The organism is Comamonas sp. A7-5 (genome assembly GCF_039581385.1).
GTDB lineage: Bacteria > Pseudomonadota > Gammaproteobacteria > Burkholderiales > Burkholderiaceae_C > Comamonas > Comamonas thiooxydans.
The window spans coordinates 1-24641 of the sequence record NZ_JBCPWO010000025.1 but is presented as its reverse complement, the minus strand read 5'-3'; the positions used below and the strand labels follow the sequence as shown (position 1 = coordinate 24641).

15 protein-coding genes and 2 pseudogenes are annotated in these 24641 nt (G+C 54.0%); 10 read left to right on the top strand and 7 right to left on the bottom strand.

What is annotated here, in order from left to right; translation table 11 throughout:
* Window positions 1-16: 16 nt before the first annotated feature.
* On the bottom strand, window positions 17-277 hold the full coding sequence (locus tag AAIL67_RS23745) for a hypothetical protein (RefSeq protein WP_343485292.1): 261 nt from the start codon (window positions 275-277) through the stop codon (window positions 17-19).
* A gap of 367 nt (window positions 278-644) precedes the next feature.
* On the opposite strand from AAIL67_RS23745, the gene AAIL67_RS23740 reads away from it, so the two are divergent.
* Window positions 645-839, top strand: coding sequence for a hypothetical protein (locus tag AAIL67_RS23740; protein WP_343485291.1), 195 nt, complete (start codon window positions 645-647; stop codon window positions 837-839).
* Window positions 840-1480: 641 nt separating this feature from the next.
* Here the strand turns inward: AAIL67_RS23740 and AAIL67_RS23735 are convergent.
* On the bottom strand, window positions 1481-1912 hold the full coding sequence (locus AAIL67_RS23735; protein ID WP_343485290.1) for a hypothetical protein: 432 nt from the start codon (window positions 1910-1912) through the stop codon (window positions 1481-1483).
* Window positions 1913-2603: 691 nt separating this feature from the next.
* Here AAIL67_RS23735 and rdgC point away from each other — a divergent pair.
* Both rdgC and AAIL67_RS23725 read left to right on the top strand, forming a co-directional pair.
* Window positions 2604-2832 (top strand): annotated as a pseudogene (gene rdgC / locus AAIL67_RS23730) (recombination-associated protein RdgC); the annotation flags it as partial.
* Window positions 2787-3098, top strand: coding sequence for a LysR substrate-binding domain-containing protein (locus tag AAIL67_RS23725; protein ID WP_343485289.1), 312 nt, complete (start codon window positions 2787-2789; stop codon window positions 3096-3098). The pseudogene rdgC and the gene AAIL67_RS23725, both read left to right, overlap by 46 nt.
* A 474-nt stretch (window positions 3099-3572) precedes the next feature.
* Here AAIL67_RS23725 and AAIL67_RS23720 read toward each other — a convergent pair whose 3' ends face one another.
* The 3 genes from AAIL67_RS23720 to AAIL67_RS23710 form a co-directional block, all read right to left on the bottom strand.
* The gene (locus AAIL67_RS23720) at window positions 3573-4757 is read right to left on the bottom strand and encodes a hypothetical protein (protein WP_343485288.1); all 1185 of its coding nucleotides are present in this window, start codon (window positions 4755-4757) and stop codon (window positions 3573-3575) included.
* A gap of 172 nt (window positions 4758-4929) precedes the next feature.
* Window positions 4930-5910, bottom strand: a complete 981-nt coding sequence (locus AAIL67_RS23715; RefSeq protein WP_343485287.1) for an ATP-binding protein — start codon at window positions 5908-5910, stop codon at window positions 4930-4932.
* Window positions 5911-5912: 2 nt separating this feature from the next.
* Window positions 5913-7952, bottom strand: coding sequence for a hypothetical protein (locus AAIL67_RS23710; RefSeq protein ID WP_343485286.1), 2040 nt, complete (start codon window positions 7950-7952; stop codon window positions 5913-5915).
* 2063 nt (window positions 7953-10015) lie between these two features.
* Between AAIL67_RS23710 and AAIL67_RS23705 the strand changes: the two genes are divergently transcribed.
* Window positions 10016-11236, top strand: a complete 1221-nt coding sequence (locus AAIL67_RS23705) for an MFS transporter (RefSeq protein ID WP_343485285.1) — start codon at window positions 10016-10018, stop codon at window positions 11234-11236.
* An 8-nt stretch (window positions 11237-11244) separates the two neighbouring features.
* On the opposite strand, the gene AAIL67_RS23700 is transcribed toward AAIL67_RS23705, so the two are convergent.
* Window positions 11245-12960 carry a bifunctional protein-serine/threonine kinase/phosphatase gene (locus AAIL67_RS23700; protein ID WP_343485284.1) on the bottom strand — a complete coding sequence of 572 codons (1716 nt, stop codon included), beginning with the start codon at window positions 12958-12960 and terminating at the stop codon, window positions 11245-11247.
* Window positions 12961-13298: 338 nt separating this feature from the next.
* On the opposite strand from AAIL67_RS23700, the gene nirB reads away from it, so the two are divergent.
* From nirB to AAIL67_RS23685, 3 genes and pseudogenes are all read left to right on the top strand, one after another.
* A complete protein-coding gene (gene nirB / locus AAIL67_RS23695) occupies window positions 13299-15884 on the top strand; it encodes a nitrite reductase large subunit NirB (protein ID WP_343485283.1) in 2586 nt (861 codons plus the stop codon).
* Between the two features lie 18 nt (window positions 15885-15902).
* Window positions 15903-16307, top strand: coding sequence for a nitrite reductase small subunit NirD (nirD, locus tag AAIL67_RS23690; protein WP_343485282.1), 405 nt, complete (start codon window positions 15903-15905; stop codon window positions 16305-16307).
* Window positions 16308-16313: 6 nt separating this feature from the next.
* Window positions 16314-20567, top strand: a pseudogene (locus tag AAIL67_RS23685) (bifunctional nitrate reductase/sulfite reductase flavoprotein subunit alpha).
* A 393-nt stretch (window positions 20568-20960) separates the two neighbouring features.
* On the opposite strand, the gene AAIL67_RS23680 reads toward AAIL67_RS23685, so the two are convergent.
* Window positions 20961-21899 carry a LysR family transcriptional regulator gene (locus tag AAIL67_RS23680; protein WP_343485281.1) on the bottom strand — a complete coding sequence of 313 codons (939 nt, stop codon included), beginning with the start codon at window positions 21897-21899 and terminating at the stop codon, window positions 20961-20963.
* Window positions 21900-22025: 126 nt separating this feature from the next.
* Between AAIL67_RS23680 and AAIL67_RS23675 the strand changes: the two genes are divergently transcribed.
* From AAIL67_RS23675 to AAIL67_RS23665, 3 genes are all read left to right on the top strand, one after another.
* Window positions 22026-22952, top strand: a complete 927-nt coding sequence (locus tag AAIL67_RS23675; protein ID WP_343485280.1) for a DMT family transporter — start codon at window positions 22026-22028, stop codon at window positions 22950-22952.
* Window positions 22953-23018: 66 nt separating this feature from the next.
* Window positions 23019-23981 carry a pyridoxal-phosphate dependent enzyme gene (locus AAIL67_RS23670; protein ID WP_343485279.1) on the top strand — a complete coding sequence of 321 codons (963 nt, stop codon included), beginning with the start codon at window positions 23019-23021 and terminating at the stop codon, window positions 23979-23981.
* 317 nt (window positions 23982-24298) lie between these two features.
* The gene (locus tag AAIL67_RS23665) at window positions 24299-24520 is read left to right on the top strand and encodes a hypothetical protein (protein ID WP_343485277.1); all 222 of its coding nucleotides are present in this window, start codon (window positions 24299-24301) and stop codon (window positions 24518-24520) included.
* The last annotated feature ends 121 nt before the right edge of the window (window positions 24521-24641 follow it).

Here is a 24641-nt window from a genome sequence, read left to right as displayed (position 1 = left end):
CAGTGGCAAGTCAGCTTCATTTATTCCCGCCACTGACAAGGTAGACGGTGCCCTCTGACACGCTGTTGAGCAGCTCGCGATACGCATTCACTAAGTGATCGCGGCCAAGCCTAAATGCGGGGTCCGTTCTATCCGGCCCATCCTGGTGCTTGGCATCTAGCTGTGCAGCGCGCAGCTCTCTTGCCACCTTGTGCGCAGTCTCTGGTGGAAGCACCTTGACGACTGCCGCTAAGATCATGGACAGCGCAGCGAATGCGCCAGACTCCTCCTGGGTCATGAAGCAACTCCAGTCTGTTGATCCATTCTAGTTTCCAGCCAAGCATGGGCTCATTTCTTCTCTCCATCTCTGAACCATTCCCCAAGCAGACCCGAAAGGTCACAGGCTCTTTACTCAAGCCCGCAACACCCGCTCGCGGGCTTTTTCTTTACCCACAGGAGACTCCATGCATTCCCCTCCAACGCCCCTCCCCGCGACGATGCTGCTGGTCGCAGCGCAATGGACGCTAACCCTCTTCGGTTTTCTCTGCCTGATTGGCGCGGCCATGGTAGTCGCCAAGACGCCCGATGCTTGGCCCATTCGAGCGCGTTCGGCTCAATTTCGATAGCTGATTGCACTTTTTACATAAGTGCTATGGAGTGAGATCATGAAAAAGTTACTTGAAGGCCTTTTCTTGCTAGTAGGCATCTGCATCGGGGTTGCATGGCTAGCAGTACCGGATGCTCAAGCCGATGAGCCCTCATCTCCCGCTAAGATGCCGTGCGATGAGTTCGTGTGCCCAGGCATGCATGCCGAGTGGCTGGACGAAAAAACTGTGCGATGCCTTCACGAATGGCCCTAAATTGACGGCCACAAGACCATGTCAAATGTGGACCTTTCTTCTCCTCCCCCAAAAAATATAGAGAATTAGCATTGAAGCAATCAGCACAATAGCTTGACTCAAAGCCAAGCAGTCAGGATGTTTTGCCGAGAACATACGCTGAGCGATCTACATTCTGGCTGCAAGCCCCCGATCCCTGGATGAATGCCATTGAGTTCACGCCAATTACATAGAGACAAAGGCTTATGACCAAGCCACCAATCCAGCTTGAGCGCTTACCGTCTAGGCGTAGCAGGAAGCGCAACATCTCGATCGCAGCAGGCTTCATATTCAGCGCCCTAGTGATCCTTGCAGTCTTCTTCGGCTTGGCGGGCTGCAAAGCCGAATCTGGGCCAGGGCTTGGCAAAGCTGCTACCTCCATCAAAAGGGCTGCGCTCAGTTCCTGGCAGTGTCCCGGGATGAAAGCTATTTGGATCAGTGAGAGTATTGTGAAGTGTGTCCGCGAGGAGCAGTAAGTAAGTAGATCGCAAACATCAAAAAGTTCAGCCACATACTTACGGCCGCAGACAGGTTCAACTTTGCGATACTTTGGTCTGCCATTTAGAGTACTAGAGCTATGCTGAATGACGTAGACATGCCAGCACTTCTGGTGAGTCTGGGCTTTAAGGCATGCCTTCGAACATTTTGTCCTGATGTATCACCAACGTACGAGTCATGACTTGGTCGACTGCATCCAGGAACTGATCATTAGCCGTTTGCCCACGACCGTTTGGCTCTAGCCAAGTTCGACCACGCTGATTCACAGATGCAGTGTAAAAGTACTCGTCCAATTCAATCCCTGTGTAGGTCGCACCAAGCGCAACATGGTGAGATGCGAAGTCCAAGTAGAGGCAAAAGTCACGAGGCTCCCTCCAGCAGTCGGACACGGCATCAGCCAACCCTGAAACACCATCTTTCCTGAAGATCTCCAGTGAATCTATTGCAGCCTTCTTCACTTCTTTGGCAATTGAGTTGGAGCCTTTCGCAATCACTCCTACAGGCGAGATTGCGAGACAAGTAGGCATCAGCAAGTACGTAATGGCTTTAGTTTTCATCCCATGACACACCAATAGAAATTTCGATAACCCAATTTGTCATCTATGACCAATTCTGGCGCTGCTCGCCTCTCGAAATATTGCAATGCAACAAGAAAATAACCGAACCCGTACCCAGCGAGGTGTCACGAATGGAGCATCGATGATCGAAAACATGAACATTTAACGCTGAGCCAACAGCTGCAAAGACGAGCAGCACTTGCTGGGAGCCTTGCGAAAAACTGTCCTTCCCTAGTGCAGCGATGCACAGAAGCAGCACTCGGTCAGCAAGAAGCCCCTGGTATGACGATGCCCTTCCTCACCCGTTCTCCCGGATTCTGGCAAGAATCAATCCGCTCTATATGTTGCTACGAACAAAGAACGAACCATCGCCACCAGTCCATGGCTGCCTATCAGGGCCATACATCCATCGACCAATGTCCCCTCCCATGTTCATTGATCCCATTGCAAAACTTGATCGCTGATCAGCCATCGAAACAAATTCAGGCGCCGACAACACCGCGCAACCAGTAAGCGTACTGGTAACTATCGTAATCACAAGAAGCACTTTCATGGCAACTCCCAAGGAAAGTGGAATCTCTAGGCTACTCCCTCAATCCAAAGCCTAGGTACGTGCTTGTTGGATCGCCTCTTGACTACCAAGTTCATGTAGCAGCCCCCACGCATGCGGGCTATTTCCTTTGTAGCCCCAATGTCCAAAAATATGACCATTTACCGAATCGCCAAGAGCTGGCAAGGCGATATGCAGATCGCTGAAAGATGCGCTGCAAAAGACAGTCTTTGAGGAGTGCAACGCCGCGCAGGAGCGCTCCATGGGCGAGGTGCCGCCGCGCGGCGAGTAGCACGGCCTGCTAGTCGAGTCCGTGGCCGGTCAATGGGTCATGCGCTTCATGAGCGAGTCCAAGATTTATGCCGCATCCCCAGTGGGTCACTTCTGGGTGGAAATCAACACTTCGAGGCCGTATCTAGAATGATTGAAGCAGGGATGGGTATCGGAGTGCTTCCTAAAGTGGAAGCGACCGCATATCTGCATGGCATGAAGCTCCAAACCCGGGCGCTAAAAGATGAATGGGGCAAGAGACAAATGCTCATCTGCACTGCCAAAGGGAGAGAGAAATCAGAACACGTGGACCGCCTATTGCAGGCACTGCTGCTTGCCGCGCAAGATACTGAAGAATTAGATTAGTCGATGCGACGAGCTTCGCATAAGCTTGATTACACCTTGCTCCTTATATGAGAATTAAGCTGATGCTAGAAGGTTTCGATGGCTAAAAGCCTTCACATTTCTTTCCAATTATACAACCCAGACGCTAATGCGCCAAGTTCATCTGGTTAATGCAAAGGCCTTCACTTCTGCCACTACCTCCGCGGCTCTTCTCACCGAGAGTGAAATAATTTGAACAACTTCATCTAATGCATCATCAGTTATGCTACTTTGAAAGCGCTGAAAAATGAATATGGGTATGGAGTTTCTCACCTCTACTCCTTGTAACCCAATCGCGTAACACATTGTCTTAAACCGAAAGCCGTCTTCAGGCATCGCGTACGTTGTCACCAGAGATTAAATTCCTGTGCGCGGCGATATTCTGAATCTCAGGCAGATCCTTAAAACTCCCGTCAACACTGGCATACACAAAAACTCAATTCATTAATACTAATATCATCCAGAATTCCAATAAATCAAAACTAAACCATCTTCACTTTCCAATAGCCGCACGCAGTGTATGTGATCTTCTGTCCTAGCTGTCAATTTCCCATCATCAATAAGCGTTAACCATGCCTTGGAATTTCTGAAATATTCATCAATTTCACAACCTGCCATTACATTAAAAAGTTCAGTCAAGACAGATTCTTCATTCCACATGTAAAATGTAGTAGAAACTTTATTAAATAATTCAGCATCTTTAATTATTGCAGCACTGGAATGCAAATAACACTCTAGATTGAATGCCCTCTGTCGTGACAAAGCAACGTCATATCGCCCCCAATCAAGCTCCAGATCATTTATTATTTTCTCATAGGGACAAAATAAACTGTAGTAAGGCCTATCCCCTGGAGAAATTTCTATCCACCTATAAGACCATCCTGCCTTAATTAAAATCCAACTGCACTGACATACACCATGCTTATTTTCTATGATTTCCTGAGCTTTCTTAAGATGAAGTACATATTTCGACATTTTTGGCGATAGCGGTTGAAATTTTTTATAAAGAAAAAAAATTTCTCCAAATGATGAATATTTTGAAACTCTGTGAAGCTCTTTTTTGACTGCATTAGGAAAAATTCTTTTCTTTATTACCCACTTTTCACCTGCATTTGTGAAAATCGACTCAATTTCTTTCGGAATATTCTCTAAAGTACGCAATTGTGAAAAAACTTGATAAATGCTCATCATGGAGTTTTCTCCAGAATCAGACGACCAAATTTCTCCATTAGAAATTTCAAGTGCTGCTTTACTCACAGAAAGCATCCATTTTTCAAGCACCGCCAGATTATTATTATTGTAAGGACTAAATTCTTCGTTAGATTTATAAGGCCAAGAACTACAAAATTCACACATTAAAGACTGAAGTGTGTCTAAACTAGACATAAATATACTAGAACCCAACCCGATGGGTTTAGTCTTTAATTCGCACAAATGAAATGGGCATTTTGCAAGCCAGTATAATTCATGCAAATAGCTATGATAGCCAAGCCTTGCGCAAGATTCACAATATCTAATAAATCTTGCTTGATTCTGGGTTGGTATTGCGTAACGCCCAAGGTCAATTTTCGTCAAAAGTGGAGAAAACACTGTTTCGACCAAATCAATATTTTCCCTTAAAGCCTTCGCAATAAAATTCACCTCCACTCTGGAGAATAAAATTACACTTCTAAATCGCACTCTAAAATACTGTTCACACTGAGGAATATTGATTGAATTCAGAGCACAAAAGCGGCTCAAAAAAGAAAAAACTGATTCATGAGGCCGGAGATTTCCTGGCCACCAGTTGATCGTCGGATATGATCTCACTTCGTTAACTATTTGATATTATTCGCATGTGATCAGAAAAGTTTGTTTTAGAAAGCTCAGTCAACCAATTTTTGTATGAAGTTGCAGAACCCCAATCTCTTCCTTTCGCCAATTGAAAAAGAATCGATTCTATCGTTCTTGCGACGTGTTGCATTGGGAATTCATACTTTTTACTAGTAACACCAGAAGGAGCAAGCTCAATTAATGCCCTCCACAGATCCTGTGAAGAATTTGACAGTCTCAATCCTTCGGAAAAATCTTCAGGTGAGAAATATTGCAAATATGAAATGCCTGTTTTTGGAGGCCATTCTGAATCAGCATCATATCCATTAAGGACATATTCAACTTCGTCTTGAGACTTCAAGCCGTGAAATTGGAAATGTGCAGCCATGAATCTCGCTGCAATATGTGCATTTCCAGTGCTTGCCATGAATTCATGACGATAGTTGAGTTGATGAGAGCCTACAGAAAAAACACTTAATGAAACTCCATTGTAATCCAACTCATTTTGAAAGCCCACCAGCCATTTCCATTCGTCAAAACTCATATCTTGCGCCTCATCAATTAGTAAAATGACATAGCTTCGGTTTGCATTGTTCGCAATCGCAATAAATCTCTGCAAACACATATAAATCATCTCGGTTCTTTTTGGCAACTTATTTGGAGATATAAATTTAAACTTAGATGCTGCAAGCAGTTGATACCAGAAAAACACTTCACTCTTGTATGAATCTGGTCGATGATTCCAAACAACTAACGGAAGCACTTCATTAAAACGATTCTCTAGAACCTCTTTTAAATGCCATTGGATGCATCGAGATTTTCCTAAACGCGATGCACCATATATGTACCCTCCGGACTTTTGTTGGTCTATCCAATCTCCTATCTGCAAAATCATGTCATGCATTGGTGGCGTGTAGACCGCGTATTTCTTCGTGATCAAACAATGATTTAGATCTATATGATCAGGAAATATGGAATCCATAGCTACTCCGACTTGGCCATCCTGCGTGGCGGCAATGGTTTATCACGAATACTTGCTGTAGCATCCACCAGAGGCTTATTTTTTTTTGTTTTCTTTAATATCTTCTTATTGTCATAATGCTCTTCCACCTCATCAGCACGAGCCATTGCTTCATTAAGTTTTGCATCGCTGATAAATGGACTCGCTGCAGCGGAAAGAATTCTCCTAGCCTCAAGATATGATGGATGAACCGGTAGCTTTTTCTTTGGCTGACTTTCTACATAGTTCATAAAGTTAGCAATAGCGTCACTACCGTATTCGATAAGAAAGTATCCGCGCGAACTAGCTTGCTGAATTGCAGCCCTGACACTAAGACTATGTGGAGAAGTACTCCATGGAGGTGCGGCCCTTAGAACTCCTAGAGATTCACCATTTATGGTCGATGCCTTGGCAATCCGAGCGTCGTCCTCTATATGATTTATAACCCAAATTTTCTTACCGACAAGATCCTGTCTATTTTGAAGAATTTCGTTTGAATATCTTCCATAAAAAAACTCAACATAGGGCGCACGTCCTTTTTTCGCACCGCCCCGTACAACACAAAGCTTTCTTATACTTAAGAAATTATCTATTGCCGAATATTCAACTTTACGAAATTCCTTCTCTGATCTTTTGTATAAAAATTCAGCATAATCAAGTGGTTTTCGATAGCCGATCCCCTTGTTAGGAGTGGCGTTGTAGTTCGCTATCAACACATCTAAAAGCTCCTCCGCGTACTCAAATTGAAAGCGACTAGCTACTGCGACTTCCTCCGGGTTCGTTCCCTTGCGATCCTCGGTCTTTCCGCCAGTTGTATTAGATAATCGTTGAAGACCCCCACTGGCCAAATGACGAAAAAAGTTTTCAATAAATGGTCTATCATCTTTGCTACGCCTCTTCGAAAATGAATTTTTAGGTTCTAGTAATTTTGAACCTATTGCATCGAGCAAAACTGCACGAACTCGTTTTGAAGCCTCTGCAAGCGCACCATCAACACTTGTTTCATCCCAACATAACCCAATGAAATTATCATCACGAGTTGAAAGTAATCCAGCACCTGAAACATAAGCTTTATCACAAAATGTCACAGGGCGTAATACCCATCGAGTAAGTGCTCTTTTCATTGCACGCAGCACATCTTCTTGAGATATTTCGCGACGTAGGCTGAAGTAGTAACCAAGCACTACACGCGACATTACTTCTAGTATTACGACAACCCACAGTCTGTGAACAATTTTCTCCTGGACACCCCCATCAATTGTTGGCAATACAACGCAAAATCTTCCATCAAGTTTATGCGCATCCATCTCCGCACGCTGCATAAAACTCAGTATGGGTCGATCAACCCCATCGCCCGTTTTTAGCTTCGTAACGAGATCTGGTCCTCCTGTCACTGCAGCCAAAGATACAGGATCTGAAGCAAGTAGGTTGTCAACATATTTAACTATTGAGTAGTAGGCACGGGTTTGAGTATTAAATGGCCATTCGCCTCTTGCTTCATACCCCAAATCACGTAGCTTGTCGATAAACCATTTCCAATGTCTTCGCTTTGATATGTGAACTTCCTTCAGCCTTTTTTTAGCTCCAAGCTTAGGACGAATGCGCGCATCTAGTTCAGCTCGCAAATCAGGCCGTGTATTAAGTAAAGCCTGTAAGGCACCCGCTGCACCATTTCCAAATGAGTCGGCTCGAACCGATTTCTTCCGCGTGTACGGCTGAATACGCTCATAAGGAACTAAGGCCCTCCAACCATAAGGTTGTCCATCTGGATGTGGCTTAAGGCAACGTTCCCGAATTAATCGATACGCTTGCTTTGCGCTCAGCGATGTCAGCTCTTTGACTGTGCTGGCGGACGCACCAGCTAGGAACAGTGAAATTGCATGCTTTCGTCTTAGGTAAGAGCGACGTTGATTGCCTTCAAGCGCTCCTTCATCTGGAGTAGCCCAACACGAACAATCGATACTTTGCCCACCTACTACTCTAGATGAATGAGTGTCAAAACTCACAATTTCAGTTGCCGGCAAGGGACCTCCCAATTACGGAAGACTGCTAGTAGACCTATCCTAATACGCTCTGGGAAAAACAGGTAGCGTTAAGCTACAAAATTACTTATATCGCGAGCCAAAGCTACAAATTTGCTTACACACTCTTGGAAAAAATATGTTCCAGACTTATGACACCGCCATGGGAAGGTAGATCGAGGTGCAGGAACAAAATTGGTCAAAACAACGATCGCTCCAGTTTTCATAACAATTGCTCGAACGTCAGTTGATGTTTAGAGCACCATACCCTGCACATCTCCCTCACTTCCTCAGCATCCTAGAGAACGTCCCCGGCAGCATTGAACAAAAAGCTAGGCTGCTGGACATTTCTCCGTCAACGCTCCGACGGTATCGCGCGCAAGGTCAAGCGCCCAGAGCCATTCATCTGGCGCTCTTTTGGGAGTCCACCTGGGGCATCCAGTACATCGAGTCAATCTCAAACCTGCGCACCTCAACATACTTCGCCCAGGCACAAGCGCAAGAGCGCCGAAACAAGAGGCTCATCGATCAAATTGCTGTGCTTGAAGCCGAGTTAGCCAGGTCAAACACCGGGCCGGCCAATCTACCGGTTTTCCAAATTGGCTAACAACCGATACGAAATTGCCGGTCACGCGTCTTCTTTCTCTCGGCCCTAACGTAATCAAGCTGATCCATTCCGCACGCCTTGACACGACATTCAGCGTCGAGAACCCTAATTCGCTCCTCCAAAATTCTGCACTCACCGGGCACTGATGACGAAGGTCGAGTAGCGACTGGTACAACTTGCTCAGCAGCAATCGCATAAGCCTTGTCTCTCTGCTGCCTAGCTAAAGCAACTTGACTTTCCCATGGAATATTTGCTGGTACTCGCGCTATGCGATCTATAAAGCGGCCATTGACCGAGCACGGAACGCTCTCCCAAGTCAGGCGATCATGAATATCTTTGCAGAGGTAAATCTCTCTTGTTGTCGGTGTATCCACTCGCGGAGTGCTTTGCTGCGCGATCTGACGCCCTCCCTCGCATGGAGAATTGCTGTAGGTATTCCCACACCTATAAATCTGCCCAGTAGCTTCAGGTTTCGGAAACTCCGGAGTCCCTGGCTTAGGAGCTACCGCAGTTGCAGGCTCCGTTGGTTTCAAAACAGACGGCGGCGGAGCCCGCTGGTGGACAGCTGTGGGTGGAAAACCCTTGATAAAACGAATGATTTCAAAGTGGTACCTGTATGCGATTACACTAATGAATAGCACTATCGCAGTGACAATGAGCTTTCCCATAAAGCCCATTTCATTACGACCACTCGAAAACGGGCTATCACTTGGATCCCTTCTAGCGCTCAGATTTTGGTCATAGCGCTCTCTCCAATAATCTCTATCTTGTATTCCCATAATTCCCCCTCAATGGGAATCATAGGCCAGAGCGCCTACGGCGGTTGTTTTTCAAGCGAGAGTGGCGACCGGCATTTTTTGGTGAATTGCACGCCCTCCATCACACACCATACTTTGCCAGCGGTGCCGCGATCGCGTGATTCAATTGCGCCGGGTATTGCCTGATCAGCGGGTGAACCTCAGGGGCGCGGCCCCCGATACCCCCTTACAGCGCCCCGGTCTGGACCAAGCGCGCCGTTTTGGCGGCCTTGGTGACGGCTGTCATGTCTGCATGCTGCTGCACCTTGGGGGCTTCATAGTGCATCGACTGGCCAACCTGCTGCTTAGGCGCTTGCAGCTGCGCTGGAGGCGGTTTCACAGGGACTCTGTAGGGGTTGAACTTGGCACCCTAAATCCATTCGCTACAGGCCTCGCTGGACATCTCCAGGCGCTCCGCATCGTTGAAGCAGATGCAGCCTTGTCAGGCTTTTCAATTGGGCCATCTGGTTCAGTAGAACATCAGTCCATCGTGTTGTTCGCACACGCTATCGGATGAGCACGAATCTTGCTTAACTGACTTGTAGCCGTTTTTGCAATGAAGCAGATTCGGCTGTATCAAGACAACGACGTCTACGTTAGGCATAGGCCGCTATTGTGGGTAATGCCTGCGTAGACGTTTTCTTTTGTAGGGACAGAAAGCAATGACGGGCTTCCGAAACTTTTTACAAGCTGGGCATGCACCAACCTTGGGCGCATCATTCTTCTATTTCGCCTGCTCATGCGGCATTTGGGTCATCAATGGTGCAATGGCCCCTTTTCTCAGCGAGAGCTTTAATCTGACACCGGCGCAGAAGGGCCTGATGCTATCCATCCCAATCTTCGCGGGGTCGCTGATGCGCTTTCCGCTGGGATTACTGGCTCAGTACATCGGTAGAAAGAATGCCACCCTGGTTGAGATGGTGGGCATCGCCATCGCAATGTTGTACGGCTACTTCGCCGTTGACTCCTTTGGTGATCTGCTGGCCATGGGCGTTTTGCTAGGCATTGCTGGTGCCAGCTTCGGCGTAGCTCTTTCACTCGGTTCAGGCTCATTTCCACCGCGCTACAAGGGACTAGCAATGGGACTAGTTGGTGCCGGCAACATCGGAACGGCCTTTGCCGCACTGCTGGCACCGCAGTTGGCACAGGCCTTTGGCTGGCAGGCCGTATACGGCTTTGCGGCTCTAGGTATTCTGGTGCCTATGGTCGTAATGATTGTGTTTGCCCGAGAACCCGCAGACCGTGATGCACATGCCACTCTGCGCGACCATGTTGCCTGTCTTTTCGAGAAGGACGGCTGGGCCTTCAGCCTAATTTATGCCGTCACCTTTGGCGGCTTCATTGGCTTAGCCACTTTTCTGCCAAGCTACTTTTATGACCAATTCGGTGTGAGCAAAGTTGAAGCTGGGCAGTTGACCATGCTGGCTGCGTTTATGGGTGCGACTACGCGCATTTTTGGCGGCTGGCTGTCGGATCACTGGGGCGGAGTGAACACGCTCACAGCAGTGCTGGTCGTCGTCTTCATTAGCTTGCTGCTTTGCGGACTCAGCGGCAACTCCTTAACTCTCACAGTGCTGTTCTTCTTGGTATGTTTTGCCGCCTTGGGAGCTGGCAATGGTGCCTTGTTCCAATTGGTTCCTCTGCGGTGGCCAACAACCACTGCTGTGGCCGGCTCCATGATCGGAGAGTTGGGCGCTTTGGGCGGCGGCTTGATCCCTGCAAGCATGGGTTTGTCGCAACAGCACACCGGCAGTTACTTCACAGGATTCACTGTGTTTGCCTGCTTTTCACTAGTCATGTTGGTGATGCTGCGCTACATGCAACTGCGCTGGACACGCACCTGGGCGGAGAAAGGCGGTCGCGCACGCACCGTTCCGGCTTGATTCAAAGCTCAGCGTGGCAGGAACAGTAACCAGTAAAGCAGCGCCACATTGAGCACAACGCTGAAGGCGAGCGCTGTCTTCCAACCGAATGCTGGATCGCGCTCAAGGAGTGGACTGGACGCTTGCGGCAATAGTGGCCGCGCAGCTCCGCGCTCTAACGCCAGCAACATTTCTTCGGCCGTCTCGAAGCGCTGTGCAGGATCGCGAGCGATCGCCTTAAGAACGATGGCATCCAGCCAGATTGGTACTTGTGGGTTGTGACGACTGGGAGGTATTGGGTCACGCCAGTAGCGCCCTCTCTGGTAAGCGATAACCTCACCATAGGGCAGACGTCCGCCTGTCAATAGCTGGTACAGCGTCACGCCCAAAGCGAACAGGTCGCTGCCCGCACTTGCTGGCACTGGCGGATCGTCCCACTGCTCGGGGTTCATGTAGCTAGCAGTACCCGCATGTAAGGCACGCAGTTCGGGAGGCTCTCGGCCAGTCAGTGCAACGCCAAGGTCGAGCAGACGCAACACCCCATCAACACCGCAGTGAAGGTTCGCGGGCTTGACGTCGCGGTGGATAACACCCTGCCGGTGCAGGTAACCCAGCACACGCGCGGCCTGCTGACCTATGGCAAGCACCTGGTCTACACCAGGCTGATGTCGTCGCTCCAGCCACTGAGAAAGCGTCTCGCCCTCCACCCATTCGTACAAAAGATAGAAAGCTGACGGCAGATCCACCGGCGCAGCATGCAGCCGAACCAGATGTCGGGCTGCCGCTCCGGTCTGCAGATGGCCGGCCATCCATGCTTCATGGGCCAGAGCAGCCCATTCCTGGCGGTCATGTGCACGCTGTGTGTGCAGCGTTTTGAGCGCATGGCGCTGGCCGCTGCGCTCATCCAGCACTCGGTACACGCGGTAAATGCCACTGTCGGCCACTAAAGCTTCCACACGCAGCCCGTCCACCAGACTGCCGGGCCTGAGCAGAGGCAACGGCGGCAGGGACTGTGCGCGACGCATAGTGTCGTCCAGGGTTGCTTCCTTCACGCCCAGCACGCGAACGACCACGGCTGTGAGATTGTCGCGGCTGCCGTTGCGCCACGCGGCATCAGCCAAGCGTTCGGCCAAGGGCTGTGCACCGCCCTCGCCCACCCACTGGGCAAACTCACGCGGCTTGACGTCATTGTGTATGCCGTCGGACAGCAGTACAAAAATGTCGCCAGGAAGCACTTCTCCTTGCCGATAGTCAATGCTGACCCTATCCTCCAGGCCGATGGCGCGCGTGAGGCGGTGCGCGAAGTCCACGCCGCCCATCACATGGTCCTCCGTCAGCTGCTCGATCTGCCCTTGTCGCAACAGGTAGGCACGGGTATCGCCTACATGGGCCAGCGTGAAACTCTGCCCGCGTAGAACCAGAGCTGTCAGCGTGGTCAGACCATAGGCCGGCTGACGCCGCCGATTGATGCCATAGAGCCAAGCGTTCTGTGCACCCACGATGCGGTCCAGCGCCACGGTGGGCTCCCAGATGGCTGGCGTGCAAAAGAAGTCGCGTGCCAAACAGGTTACCGTGGTCTGTGCAGCTTCACGGCCCCAGCCACCCGCACTGACACCATCGGCAACGGCGGCGAGCATGCTGGCGTGGCCAGAACTTTCGTCCTGCAGTTGTACTGCCGCGAAGTCCTCGTTGTCCTGCGCACGGCCGGAGCGTGAGACCCATCCGATATCCAGTTCAAAAGGCATGAGCGAATCCGTAATGGCATTCCTTGCAATCGCGCCCCACAAGAGTGCCTACCTGTGCGGACACCGCACCGAACTGATGCATCGGTAGATCAGAATCAGCAGCACCTTCGTTTGGAACCACGGCACTGCCAAGCTCCATGAGCAAGAAAACGATTGGCATAAAAAATGCTTTATTGATAGCGACGGTCTGGGCAATGTAGCTCCGACAGTTGAGGACAACGGCGTTTGCGACATACCTGGCCAAAGGTGGCTAGGTCATGGCGCAAGCGCCTTTTTTGTTTTTTAACCGTGAGAGGGAGCGTAACTCGCTTCACTCCCCTCCGACGAAGGGATATCGCATGCCCCACGCGATTCATAAAACACCACGAAAGCTCATCGTTGTTGGTAACGGCATGGTGGGTCAACGCTATGTCGAAGCTCTAACCGAACAATTTCCCGACCTTTGCGCAGCAGGATGGGAAGTGACGGTACTTGGTGAGGAGCCGCGCCCGGCATATGACCGTGTCCACCTGTCGGAGTTCTTCAACGGCCGCAGCGCCGACGATCTGTCCCTGGTCCCAGAGGGCTTCTACGACCGCCCGGGCCTGACGCTGCGCCTCAATGCCCGCGTTGCCTCCATCGAGCGGCGCGATCGTACGCTGCAACTGACCAATGGTGAAGTACTGGCCTTCGACAAGCTGGTGCTTGCAACGGGCTCCTCACCCTTTGTACCGGGTGTGCCGGGACGCGACCGCCCTCACTGCTTTGTCTACCGAACCATCGAGGACCTCGAAGCCATGCAGGCCTCGGGGGCCAAGTCCCAAAGCGGCGTAGTGGTGGGCGGCGGGCTGCTGGGGCTGGAATGTGCCAAGGCCTTGCGCGACATGGGGCTGCAAACCCATGTAGTGGAGTTCGCACCACGCCTGATGATGGTCCAAGTGGACGAAGGCGGCGGTCGCGTGCTGCGCACCAAGATCGAATCGCTGGGCGTGCAGGCTCACACCAGCCGCAACACTGTGGAGATCACCGATGGCGCCACGGCGCGCCATCGCATGGTGTTCGCCGATGGAACTTATCTCGAAACCGACATGATCGTGTTCTCGGCCGGCATCCGGCCGCGCGACGAACTGGCACGTCAATGCATGCTGGCCATCGGTCCGCGCGGAGGCATGGTCATTGACGACCACTGCCGCACCAGCGATCACGACATCTATGCCGTCGGTGAATGCGCGGCCTGGAATGAGCAGGTCTTCGGTTTGGTCGCGCCAGGCTACGATATGGCCCGCGTTGCCGCAGCTCACTTGGCAGGACAGGCCGATGCCGCGTTCACGGGCGCCGACATGAGCACCAAACTCAAGCTCATGGGTGTGGACGTAGCCAGCATCGGGGACGCACTTGGCAAGACGCCGGGTAGTCGCAGCTTTAACTACACCGACGAGCTGCAGCAGATCTATAAGAAAATCGTTGTCAGCGAAGACGGCAAGCGCCTGCTGGGCGCCGTGCTGGTGGGGGATGCCGCAGAGTACGGCACGCTTCTGCAGATGGCGCTCAACAATATGGAGTTGCCCGATGCACCCGGCCAGCTCATCCTGCCAACCAGCGACGGCGCGGCCAAACCAGGCCTCGGCGTGGACGCCCTGCCTGACGCTGCGGTACTGTGCTCGTGTAACAACGTCAGCAAGGGGCAGTTGTGCTCAGCTATCGCTGGCGGTGTGCAAACCATCGGCGAACTTAAATCCTGCACCAAGGCGGGGACCTCCTGCGGCGGCTGCGTGCCGCTGGTTACCCAGGTACTCAAGGCCGAGCTCAAGCGCCAAGGCGTAGCTGTCAACAACCACCTTTGCGAGCATTTTCCGCACTCGCGCCAGGAGCTCTATCACCTGGTACGCGTTGGCGAAATCCGAACCTTCGCGCAATTGCTGCAGCAACATGGCAAAGGCCACGGCTGCGACATCTGCAAGCCCACGGTGGCCAACATTCTGGCCAGTTGCTGGAACGATTTCGTTCTCGACCGCAACGGTGCGCCGCTGCAGGATAGCAACGACTACTTCCTGGGCAATATCCAGAAGGACGGCACTTATTCCATCGTGCCCCGCGTGCCCGCAGGTGAGATCACGCCTGATCAACTGATCGTGATTGGTAAGGTCGCCAAGGACTACGGCCTCTATACCAAGATCACGGGCGGCCAACGCATCGATCTGTTCGGAGCCCAAGTCCACGAACTGCCGCTGATCTGGCGTGAGCTGGTGGATGCAGGCTTTGAATCGGGCCATGCTTATGGCAAGTCGCTGCGTACGGTCAAGAGCTGCGTGGGGTCCACCTGGTGCCGCTATGGCGTGGACGACAGCGTTGGCCTGGCCATCGAGCTGGAGAACCGCTACAAGGGCCTGCGCTCGCCGCACAAAATCAAGTTCGGCGTTTCCGGCTGCACACGTGAATGCGCCGAAGCACAGGGCAAGGACGTGGGGGTGATCGCCACAGAAAAAGGCTGGAACCTTTATGTCTGCGGCAACGGCGGCATGAAGCCACGCCACGCCGAGTTGCTGGCAGCTGACCTATCCAAGGATCAGTTGATACGCCTGATCGACCGCTTCCTGATGTTCTACATCCGTACCGCTGATCGGCTGCAGCGCACCAGCACCTGGCGCGACAACCTCGAAGGCGGTCTGGACTACCTCAAGGCCGTTGTGATCGACGACAGCCTGGGTCTGGCCTCCGAGTTGGAGGCACAAATGACCCATGTCGTCGGCACCTACGCTTGTGAATGGAAAAAGGCCGTGGACGACCCCGCCGTCGTCCGGCGTCTGCGTACCTTCGTCAACAGCGACGCCGGCGACGACAACGTGGTCTTCGTTCAGGAGCGCGGCCAGATCCGACCCGCTACCCAAGCCGAAAAGCACTCACGCCTCAAAGGCATCCCGGTGTTGGTCGAAGCCAGCGTTTGACCCTCTAAGGAGCACCTCATGAACGATACCGCCATTGCGCCAGAACCCACGCGCACCGCCGCACCCACGAGCTCAGCCACCAACAAGAGCGCAGCCTCAGCTGCCATCTGGCACCGCATTTGCGCTTTCGACGACATCTTGCCCGACACGGGCGTTTGCGCTCTCATCGGGCGTCGCCAGGTGGCCGTCTTTCGGCTGACCGACGGCAGCCTTTACGCCATCGGGAACCATGATCCCCACAGTGGTGCCAACGTCCTTTCTCGCGGCATCGTTGGCGACTTGGGCGGCGAACCTGTCGTCGCTTCGCCCATCTACAAGCACCACTATCTGCTGCGCACCGGCGCCTGCGTGGAAGAACCGGACACCATCCTGCCGGTCTACTCCATTGAACTGCGCGACGGCATCGTCTGGCTCAAGGACTGAGTACACATGGCCACCGAAGTCCCCTCTGTGTGCCCTTACTGCGGCGTTGGCTGCGGTATGAATCTGCATGTGGACCAGGGTAAGGTGATCAAGGGCACCGGCATAAAAAGCCGCCCGACCAACTTCGGCCGCCTGTGCACCAAGGGCTCTAGCAGCTCGCAGACTTTGAGGGAGTCTGGCCGGATGGAGACCGCATTTGCGCGCATTAACCGTCAGCGCGATCCTGTGCAGGTCAAAATGGACGAGGCCATTACGAAAACTGCCCAGCGCCTCAAGACCATCCTTGACACTCATGGCCCCGATGCTATTTCGTTGTACGTATCGGGCCAGATGTCGCTGGAGGCGCAGTACCTGGCCAACAAGCTATGCAAGGGCTATATCGGTACCAACCAGATTGAGTCGAACTCGCGCCTGTGCATGGCCAGCGCAGGCAGTGGCTACAAGCTGTCTCTGGGTGCAGATGGCCCGCCTGGTTCCTACAAGGATTTCGATCAGGCCGATGTCTTTTTCGTGATCGGCGCCAATATGGCCGATTGCCACCCCATCCTGTTCCTGCGCATGATGGATCGCGTCAAAGCCGGCGCCAAGCTCATCGTAGTGGACCCGCGCCGCAATACAACTGCGGACAAGGCTCATCTGTACCTGCAGATCCGGCCCGGCACTGATCTAGCCCTGCTCAATGGCTTGTTGCACCTGCTGCATGTGGAGGGACACACGGATGCCGACTTTATTGCGCAGTTCACCGAAGGTTGGGAAGCGATGCCAGATTTCCTGGTCGACTACACGCCCGACAAGGTGAGCGCCATCACCGGTATTCCCGAAGCCGACATCCGCCAGGCGGCCACGCTGATCGGCAAAGCCGGGGCCTGGATGAGCTGCTGGACCATGGGGCTGAACCAGAGCACACACGGCACCTGGAACACTAACGCCATCTGTAACTTGCACCTCGCTACTGGTGCGATCTGCAAGCCGGGTAGTGGCCCGTTCTCGCTGACAGGCCAGCCCAACGCCATGGGGGGACGCGAGATGGGCTATATGGGCCCAGGCCTACCTGGCCAACGGGCAGTGCTTGTGGAAGCTGAGCGTCACCTCGTCGAAGATGTGTGGGACGTACCACGTGGCACTCTGCACACGCGTTTGGTTGGCGGCACGGTGGCCATGTTCGAGCGCATGGCAGCTGGCGACATCAAGGCATGCTGGATCATCTGCACCAACCCGGTTGCCACGGTCCCCAATTGAAAGAACGTGATTGCGGGACTTCAAAAAGCCGAACTCGTCATCACTCAAGACGCCTTCCTCGACACCGAGACCAACCGCTACGCCGATATTCTGCTGCCCGCAGCTCTGTGGGCCGAGGCCGAGGGGGTCATGATCAACTCCGAGCGCAACCTCACGCTCATGCAAAAGGCCATAGATCCTCCAGGCCAGGCGCTGCCGGATTGGCAGATCATTGCTCGCGTGGCCTGCGAAATGGGCTATGCACATGCCTTCAGCTATGCCAGCGCCGAGGAGATTTTTGAAGAAATCAAGCAGTTTTGGAACCCTAAGACTGGGTACGACATCCGAGGCGCCACCTACGGCCGGCTACGCCAGACGCCTCTGCAGTGGCCATGCCCGCCTGATGATTTCCAAGATCGCCACCCTATCCGCTACCTCAATGACGGTGTCAGCCAGAAATTGAGCATTGCAGACGACGGCACGCAGCCGCGCATCGCCTTCGCCACGCCCAGCGGAAAAGGTGTCTTCTTTCCCCGGCCACATGGTGACCCGGCAGAGATGCCCAATGCCGAATTTCCCTTCGTGCTCAATACAGGGCGTCTGCAGCATCAGTGGCACACCATGACCAAGACCGGCAAGATTCCGACGCTGGTCAAGCTCAATCCGGGCCCTTTCGTCGAAATTCATCCGGAAGATTCTGCCGCATTGGGCATTCAGGACAAAGACAGGGTCGAGATTCGTTCGTGCCGGGGACGAGCCGCTCTACCAGCAGTCGTCACGGACCGTGTGCGAGCGGGCAACTGCTTCGCGCCCTTTCACTGGAATGACGTGTATGGCGAGAACCTGGCAATCAACGCTGTTACCAGCGACGCCATCGACCCCCTGTCACAACAGCCTGAGTTCAAGTTCAGCGCCGTAGCACTGTTCCGCCTTCCTCCAGAGACTTCGCTCACGCTCGACGCTGAGACGTCGGAGCCAATCAGCGAGGCCACGCCCCAAGGCACCGTATCAGCCATGGCCGCCATGCTGGGCGAAGCAACGCACCCTGCGGACATCCAAGTAAGAGAGCACCACATCATGCAAATCAATGCGCTGGCCCGGCTGCTGGGTGTCGAAACAGCTCCGATACCCACCTTGGAACCTCATGAGCAACTCTATCTCCAGGGATTCCTGACAGGACTGCACAGTGAGGAAGCCCGCAAAATGGGCGGCGTGCCTTCTCTGCCTCTGACAGCCCCGCTGGCACCAGGAAAGCGTGCCTTGGTGGACGGTATTCTGGCAGGCCTTTTCTCGCGCACTTGGCTACCTTCAGGGACAACATCGGCACTTGACTTCACTGAAGGGCCTGTCCACGTTCCCACACAAAGAACAGCTGCAACTCCGGCTGACCCAAGTGTCGTAACCGTGCTGTGGGCCTCGCAGACTGGCAATGTTGAGAGCTTTGCTGGCGAATGCGCCAAGCGACTTACAAGTGAAGGCTGGCAGGTGACTCTGCAGGACATGGACGCCTGCTTGCTCGACCAAATCCCGGCTGGCAACCCAGTGCTTATGCTGGCGAGCACCTTTGGCGATGGCGACCCTCCAGACAATGGTGCGTCGTTCTGGCAAGTATTACAGTCCGATGCCGCTCACCGGCTGAAGTCGAACCCCTTCGCTGTGCTGGCCTTCGGCGACTCAAGCTACGACCAATTTTGCGGCTTCGGTCGCAAGCTCGACTCGCGCCTGGAAGCACTGGGGGCTCCTCGGCTAACGCATCGCGTCGACTGCGAACCCGAACACGAGCCCTCGTCGTCTGCTTGGCTAGCTTCGATTTGCGAGGAGCTGAAGGTCCTCAGAACTGCGTCGGAGACGACACCTGTAGAGGCGCCTGTGCTTGCTCAGGTGGATGTGATCACATCCACCCCTTCAATCGGTAACCCAATCATCTTCTGCAAGCAAAATCCGCTGCACACCCGGCTTCTGCTCAATCGAGTGCTCAACGCAGAAGGAGCCATCAAAGAGACCCGTCAGCTTGCATTTGATCTCACTGGCTCCGACCTAGTGTACGAAGCTGGGGATGCGCTGGGCGTATGGCCTACCAACTGCCCCGAACTGGTTGCCGACATGCTGGGTGCCTTGAAGCTGCCAGCGTCCACGCTGGTATCGGTCAAGGAAGTTGGCGACCTGCCAATCGCACAAGCGCTACTGCACCATCAGGACATTGCGAAGATCACTGCCGATATTCTGGGCTTCATAAGCGAGCGTTCTGGCAGCCCGATACTGGCAAATCTACTGAAGCCAGAGCGGGGGCAAGAGCTCAAGCAATGGCTATGGGGCCGCCAGATCGTAGACCTGCTTGAGGAGTTTCCGATCCAGGTCAACGCCCAAGAATGGGTCTCAATACTTAAGCGCCTGCAGCCGCGTCTGTACTCAATCTCCTCCAGCCCCAAGGCGCAGATCGGCGAGGTCCACCTCACCGTCTCAACCGTGCGCTACGACCATAACGGCAAGCCACGTCGTGGGGTCTGTTCGACCTTTCTGGCCGATCGAGCTGGTGATATCGAGGTCCCGATCTTCGTCCAGAAGTCAGCACACTTCCGCCCGCCATCCGCCAAGGACGTGCCCATGATCATGGTCGGGCCCGGTACCGGCGTGGCACCGTTTCGAGGCTTCCTACACGAACGCCGTGAACGCGGCGACACAGGGCACAACTGGCTTTTCTTCGGCGAACAGCGCGCGGCCACGGATTTTTACTACCGCGATGAACTTCAGGCCATGCATAAGGATGGATTCCTGAGCAACCTGAGCCTGGCATTCTCCCGTGATCAGGAGCAAAAAGACTATGTCCAGGATCGCATGCGCGAGTAAGGCGCACAGCTATGGGCCTGGTTACAGGATGGCGCGCACTTCTACGTGTGCGGCGATGCGAGTCGCATGGCCAAGGACGTCGACCTTGCGCTAAAGCAAGTTGTACAAAAGCACGGTTCAATGAGTTCTGAGGCGGCTCAAGAGTACGTGACCAATCTATCCAAGGAAAAGCGATATGTCCGTGATGTCTATTGATGAGCAAGTGATGTTCACCGACATAGACCCAAGAGGACAAACCGCTCACAGCCATTAGCTGCAGTCTGGAGGTCTGCTGCGGCTGTCCACTTCTGGCCGACTAGCGGACGGCCTGAACCCGCTGAATGCCTATCCTAAACCGGACGTTCAAGGGGCAGCCCCGAACGTCAGCTTTGTGGCGCTGTACTCAACAGTAGCTAGGCCCGGCTTCGGCCATAAACAGTCCTTGAAAGCATTCTCCCTGGTGGCGGCTTCAGGCTGGCTGCCGGCGTTCAGCGGAGTCAATCAGACGACGGCTCTGCGCCTAAAAGCAGACTCTGGAGGCCGTCGCGGACGAGCGTCCATGGCGGACATTGAGCTGTCAAGCGGCCCTAACGCCAGCGGACGCTTCATTTAGAGGAAAAACGCAGCATCGGCCTCTACCTGAGGTGCAACGACTGCATCAATCCAATCTAGCCAGGCGCGAGTTTTCGCGTCCATGAAATGGCGGGTGGGATACAGCGCGTATACACCAATGTCTGGCGAGCGCCACTGCGGCATGACCCGCCTGAGCTGGCCTGCCCGGATTCGGTCGATGACGGAGAACAGGGGAAGCAAGGTGAGTCCCCCACCGCGCATTGCGACTTCAGTCAAGAGGTCCGGAGTATCCGCAATGACTTGGCCTCTGGGTTCTAGTTTCGTCACCTGTCCATCACCTCTCGTGAGCCGCCACTCCGTAGTGATAGATGGATTCACCAGTCGGATGCATTTATGCGCGTGGAGTTGCTCAGGGCTACTTGGCTCACCGTGGGACGCAAGATAGGCTGGGGAGGCGCACAAGACCGCGAACGTTGTGCCGATACGGCGGGCCACCGTGCCGGAGTTTGGGAGCGCCTCTGCCAAGTACAGGCTGACATCCGCGCCACGCGCTAGGAGGTCAGGCTCGTACTGTGAAGTGCTGTACTCGACCACAAGATCAGGATGGCTCGCACAGAAGTCGGCCAAGGCCGGCGCGACATACTGTTGGCCGAAATTGGTCATGCACTGCACACGCAGCTTGCCGCGAGGACGGATCGTTGCACCCGATGCATCCGCTTCGGCATCTTGGACCAATCCAATGACTTCACGGCAGCGCTCTGCGTAAGCCCGACCGGCTTCTGTGAGCGCTCGTTGTCTTGTCGTTCGATGGAGCAACTTGATGCCTAGCCGTTCCTCCAAGTCCGAGACCAGCCGCGAGATTTGTGCCGTGGTGAGGCCCATGTGCTGGCCGGCAGCGCCAAAGCTTCCACTGTCCACCACACGAATGAACGCCTGCATGGCGTGGAAGACGCCGGCATCTAATTTTTTACGCATTCCGCAAAAATTATTCAAGTGAATTGATATTGTTACCCTTATCTCACCTTTGGACAATCAACCGTTTTGGCTCGACTCGGTGCTTGTTTCATGTCTCGCTCGTTCAACAGTGCGCAAAGAGGCGCGATGGACTTCGCAACGATCCTCGCATTGCTGCTTCCCCCGGCGCTCTGGGCAGGTAACTTTGTCGTTGGCCGAGCAGTCCGCGACGACCTGACGCCAGGAACATTGGCATTCACCCGGCACCTACTTGCTCTGGCCTGCCTTGTGCCCTTCTGCTGGCGCAACATCAGGACTAATGCAGAGCGGTTCTGGCAAAGCAAATATGCCCTGGTGCGCACGTCGCTCTGCGGCATGGTCCTGTTCAATGTTCTGGTCTATTTCGGCCTGCGATCCACGGAGGCTAACAACGCGGTTCTGTTCAACTCCGCCATCCCCCTGTTGATCGGCGCTTTGTCGCTCATCCTGCTCCGCGAGCGCCTGACGATGAAGCAGGCCGTGGGCTTGGCTATATCCACAGCGGGTATCCTGACTATCGTCGGACGTGGTGATTTGCAGTCGCTACTACATCTGCACTTTTCGGCGGGAGACCTGCTCGTGCTCGCCGGTGTGGCCGCCTTTGCCCTTCACTCCATCTGGCTGCGGGACTTGCCCGCGCAACTGAACCGTTTGAGTGTGCTCTGCGTGCAGGTTTTCATCGCCACAGTAATCATGCTGCCGCTGTTTCTCTTCGAGCTCTACTACGGTACGCCCCCCGTATGGAGTTGGCCCTCCGTCAGTGCGGTCGCCTATGTGGCTGTGGGGAGCTCGATTGTGGCGACGCTCCTATATGCATCAATGGTACGAACCTTCGGTGCAAATCGTGCTGGCCTCTGCATTCACCTCATCCCAGTGTTTGGCATCGCCATCAGCTCGGTCTTCCTGGGCGAGACAGTCCGTTCTTATCACCTTCAAGGCACGCTGCTGATCCTGAGCGGCCTTGTCATATGTACTGCGAAGTTGTCACTGAATGGGTTAAGGCGCATCCTGCGCCGTAGACCCTTAAGCCAGTGATCGCGGCAGGATCGTTTCTCCCAATCTTCTCAAGCTTCAACTCATTTCCGTACTGGTGCAACGCACATGACTCTCCACATTCCAACTCCTCTCGTCCGTTCCCAGCCCCTGAGCCTGCTTAGCAAGAAGGACGTTTGGCTGAAGCTCGACGCTCTCCAACCCTGCGGCTCTTTCAAGCTGCGAGGCGTGGGATTGGTTTGCGAAGAACATGTGCGCCAGGGCAAGAAGCGCTTCATCTCCTCGTCCGGTGGGAATGCGGGAATCGCGGTGGCCTACAGCGGCCGGCAACTGGGGATTCCAGTGACCGTGTTTGTGCCCGAAACGACAACAGCGCGAGCAAAGGAACTCATCGAGCAGGAAGGCGCGACGGTGGTGGTGCACGGCGCGTCGTGGCAGGAAGCAAATGAGCTGGCCCTTTCCCGCATGGACGACGACACGGCCTTTGTTCATCCATTCGATGGTGAGGGCCTATGGCGTGGTCACTCCACTCTCATCGATGAGGTGGTTCAGTCGGGGATCGATTTTGATTGCGTCGTGCTGTCCGTGGGGGGCGGCGGCCTTCTGTCTGGAGTGGTCGAGGGACTGACGCGCCATGGGTTGTCGACGCCCGTCATTGCCATGGAGACCTACGGTGCAGACTCTTTGGCCCAAGCCGTCGTCGCCGGAAAGCTGGTCGCGCTGCCCGCCATCACCAGCATTGCAACTTCGTTGGGAGCGAAGCAAGTCTGCGACAACGCTTTCAATGCCACCCGCACATACGACATCCGCTGCGGTCAGGTGAATGACATCGAAGCCATCGATGCGTGTGATCGGTTCTTGCTCGACCACCGCATCCTAGTCGAGCCAGCTTGCGGCGCTTCTCTGGCTGCGGTTTACAACAGCAGAGAAGACCTATTGGGTAGCTTCAAGGCTCCCCTGGTGGTGGTTTGTGGCGGTGCGACGGCCACCCCATTGCAACTTGCCACCTGGCGCAAGAACCTGATTTGTCCCCCCGCAGTGTCTAGTCGCAGGTTTATTGACCATGACTGAGCGGCTGCTTGTGGCCCCATGGCAGCCGTATGAGATGGATTAACAAACGCCTGCAACCGCTGCGCAGTAGTCGTAGGTCATAGAGGCTTGAGCGGCCGTAATGGGTCGCAAGCTCCTGTTCGCGCGACGTAACAGCAGACATCCAGCGACCTATCTGCCTGCACTTGATGGTCGCTGTCCGCTGCACACCTGAAACCCGTCATTGGACAGTCCCTCACGTCGATGTTCGGATGGCCGATATGGGACGGTGACCGTTAGGAAGCGTTGCAACTACGAGCAGCGGCAATCGCTGCACAGCAGACATCTGATGCTGATGCATGGATGATAGCAACGGGTCGTTCTTTAACGGTTGCCCAACGGCCAAACACAGTCGCAGTCTGGTCATCGAGAAATGGGTGCATCCCGACTACAAGGCGGCGATGAGAGAGTATCTGGAGCGCGCGTTGCGCGATGCGCCGGGCAAGCACACGCCGCATCTGCTGGATGAAGCCTATGCCTGGCACCAGCGCTATCTGAAGACGGGCTCCATGGGGACCTGAGGGAGCATGCGCAAACCAGAGACGCTGCCATGGCAGCGTCTCTGGTGATGCTGTCTGCAACCCGCATGGCGGCTTCGCAAAGCGCTCTGGATTTGCAATCTGTTCCGGCGCGCGGTACGGC

Bases quoted from the DNA above. Each gene is read 5' to 3' on its own strand.
- AAIL67_RS23745 (WP_343485292.1), bottom strand. From the start codon at position 277: ATGACCCAGGAGGAGTCTGGCGCATTCGCTGCGCTGTCCATGATCTTA.
- AAIL67_RS23740 (WP_343485291.1), top strand. From the start codon at position 645: ATGAAAAAGTTACTTGAAGGCCTTTTCTTGCTAGTAGGCATCTGCATC.
- AAIL67_RS23735 (WP_343485290.1), bottom strand. From the start codon at position 1,912: ATGAAAACTAAAGCCATTACGTACTTGCTGATGCCTACTTGTCTCGCA.
- AAIL67_RS23725 (WP_343485289.1), top strand. From the start codon at position 2,787: ATGGGTCATGCGCTTCATGAGCGAGTCCAAGATTTATGCCGCATCCCC.
- AAIL67_RS23715 (WP_343485287.1), bottom strand. From the start codon at position 5,910: ATGGATTCCATATTTCCTGATCATATAGATCTAAATCATTGTTTGATC.
- AAIL67_RS23705 (WP_343485285.1), top strand. From the start codon at position 10,016: ATGACGGGCTTCCGAAACTTTTTACAAGCTGGGCATGCACCAACCTTG.
- AAIL67_RS23700 (WP_343485284.1), bottom strand. From the start codon at position 12,960: ATGCCTTTTGAACTGGATATCGGATGGGTCTCACGCTCCGGCCGTGCG.
- nirB (WP_343485283.1), top strand. From the start codon at position 13,299: ATGCCCCACGCGATTCATAAAACACCACGAAAGCTCATCGTTGTTGGT.
- nirD (WP_343485282.1), top strand. From the start codon at position 15,903: ATGAACGATACCGCCATTGCGCCAGAACCCACGCGCACCGCCGCACCC.
- AAIL67_RS23680 (WP_343485281.1), bottom strand. From the start codon at position 21,899: ATGCGTAAAAAATTAGATGCCGGCGTCTTCCACGCCATGCAGGCGTTC.
- AAIL67_RS23675 (WP_343485280.1), top strand. From the start codon at position 22,026: ATGGACTTCGCAACGATCCTCGCATTGCTGCTTCCCCCGGCGCTCTGG.
- AAIL67_RS23670 (WP_343485279.1), top strand. From the start codon at position 23,019: ATGACTCTCCACATTCCAACTCCTCTCGTCCGTTCCCAGCCCCTGAGC.
- AAIL67_RS23665 (WP_343485277.1), top strand. From the start codon at position 24,299: ATGGATGATAGCAACGGGTCGTTCTTTAACGGTTGCCCAACGGCCAAA.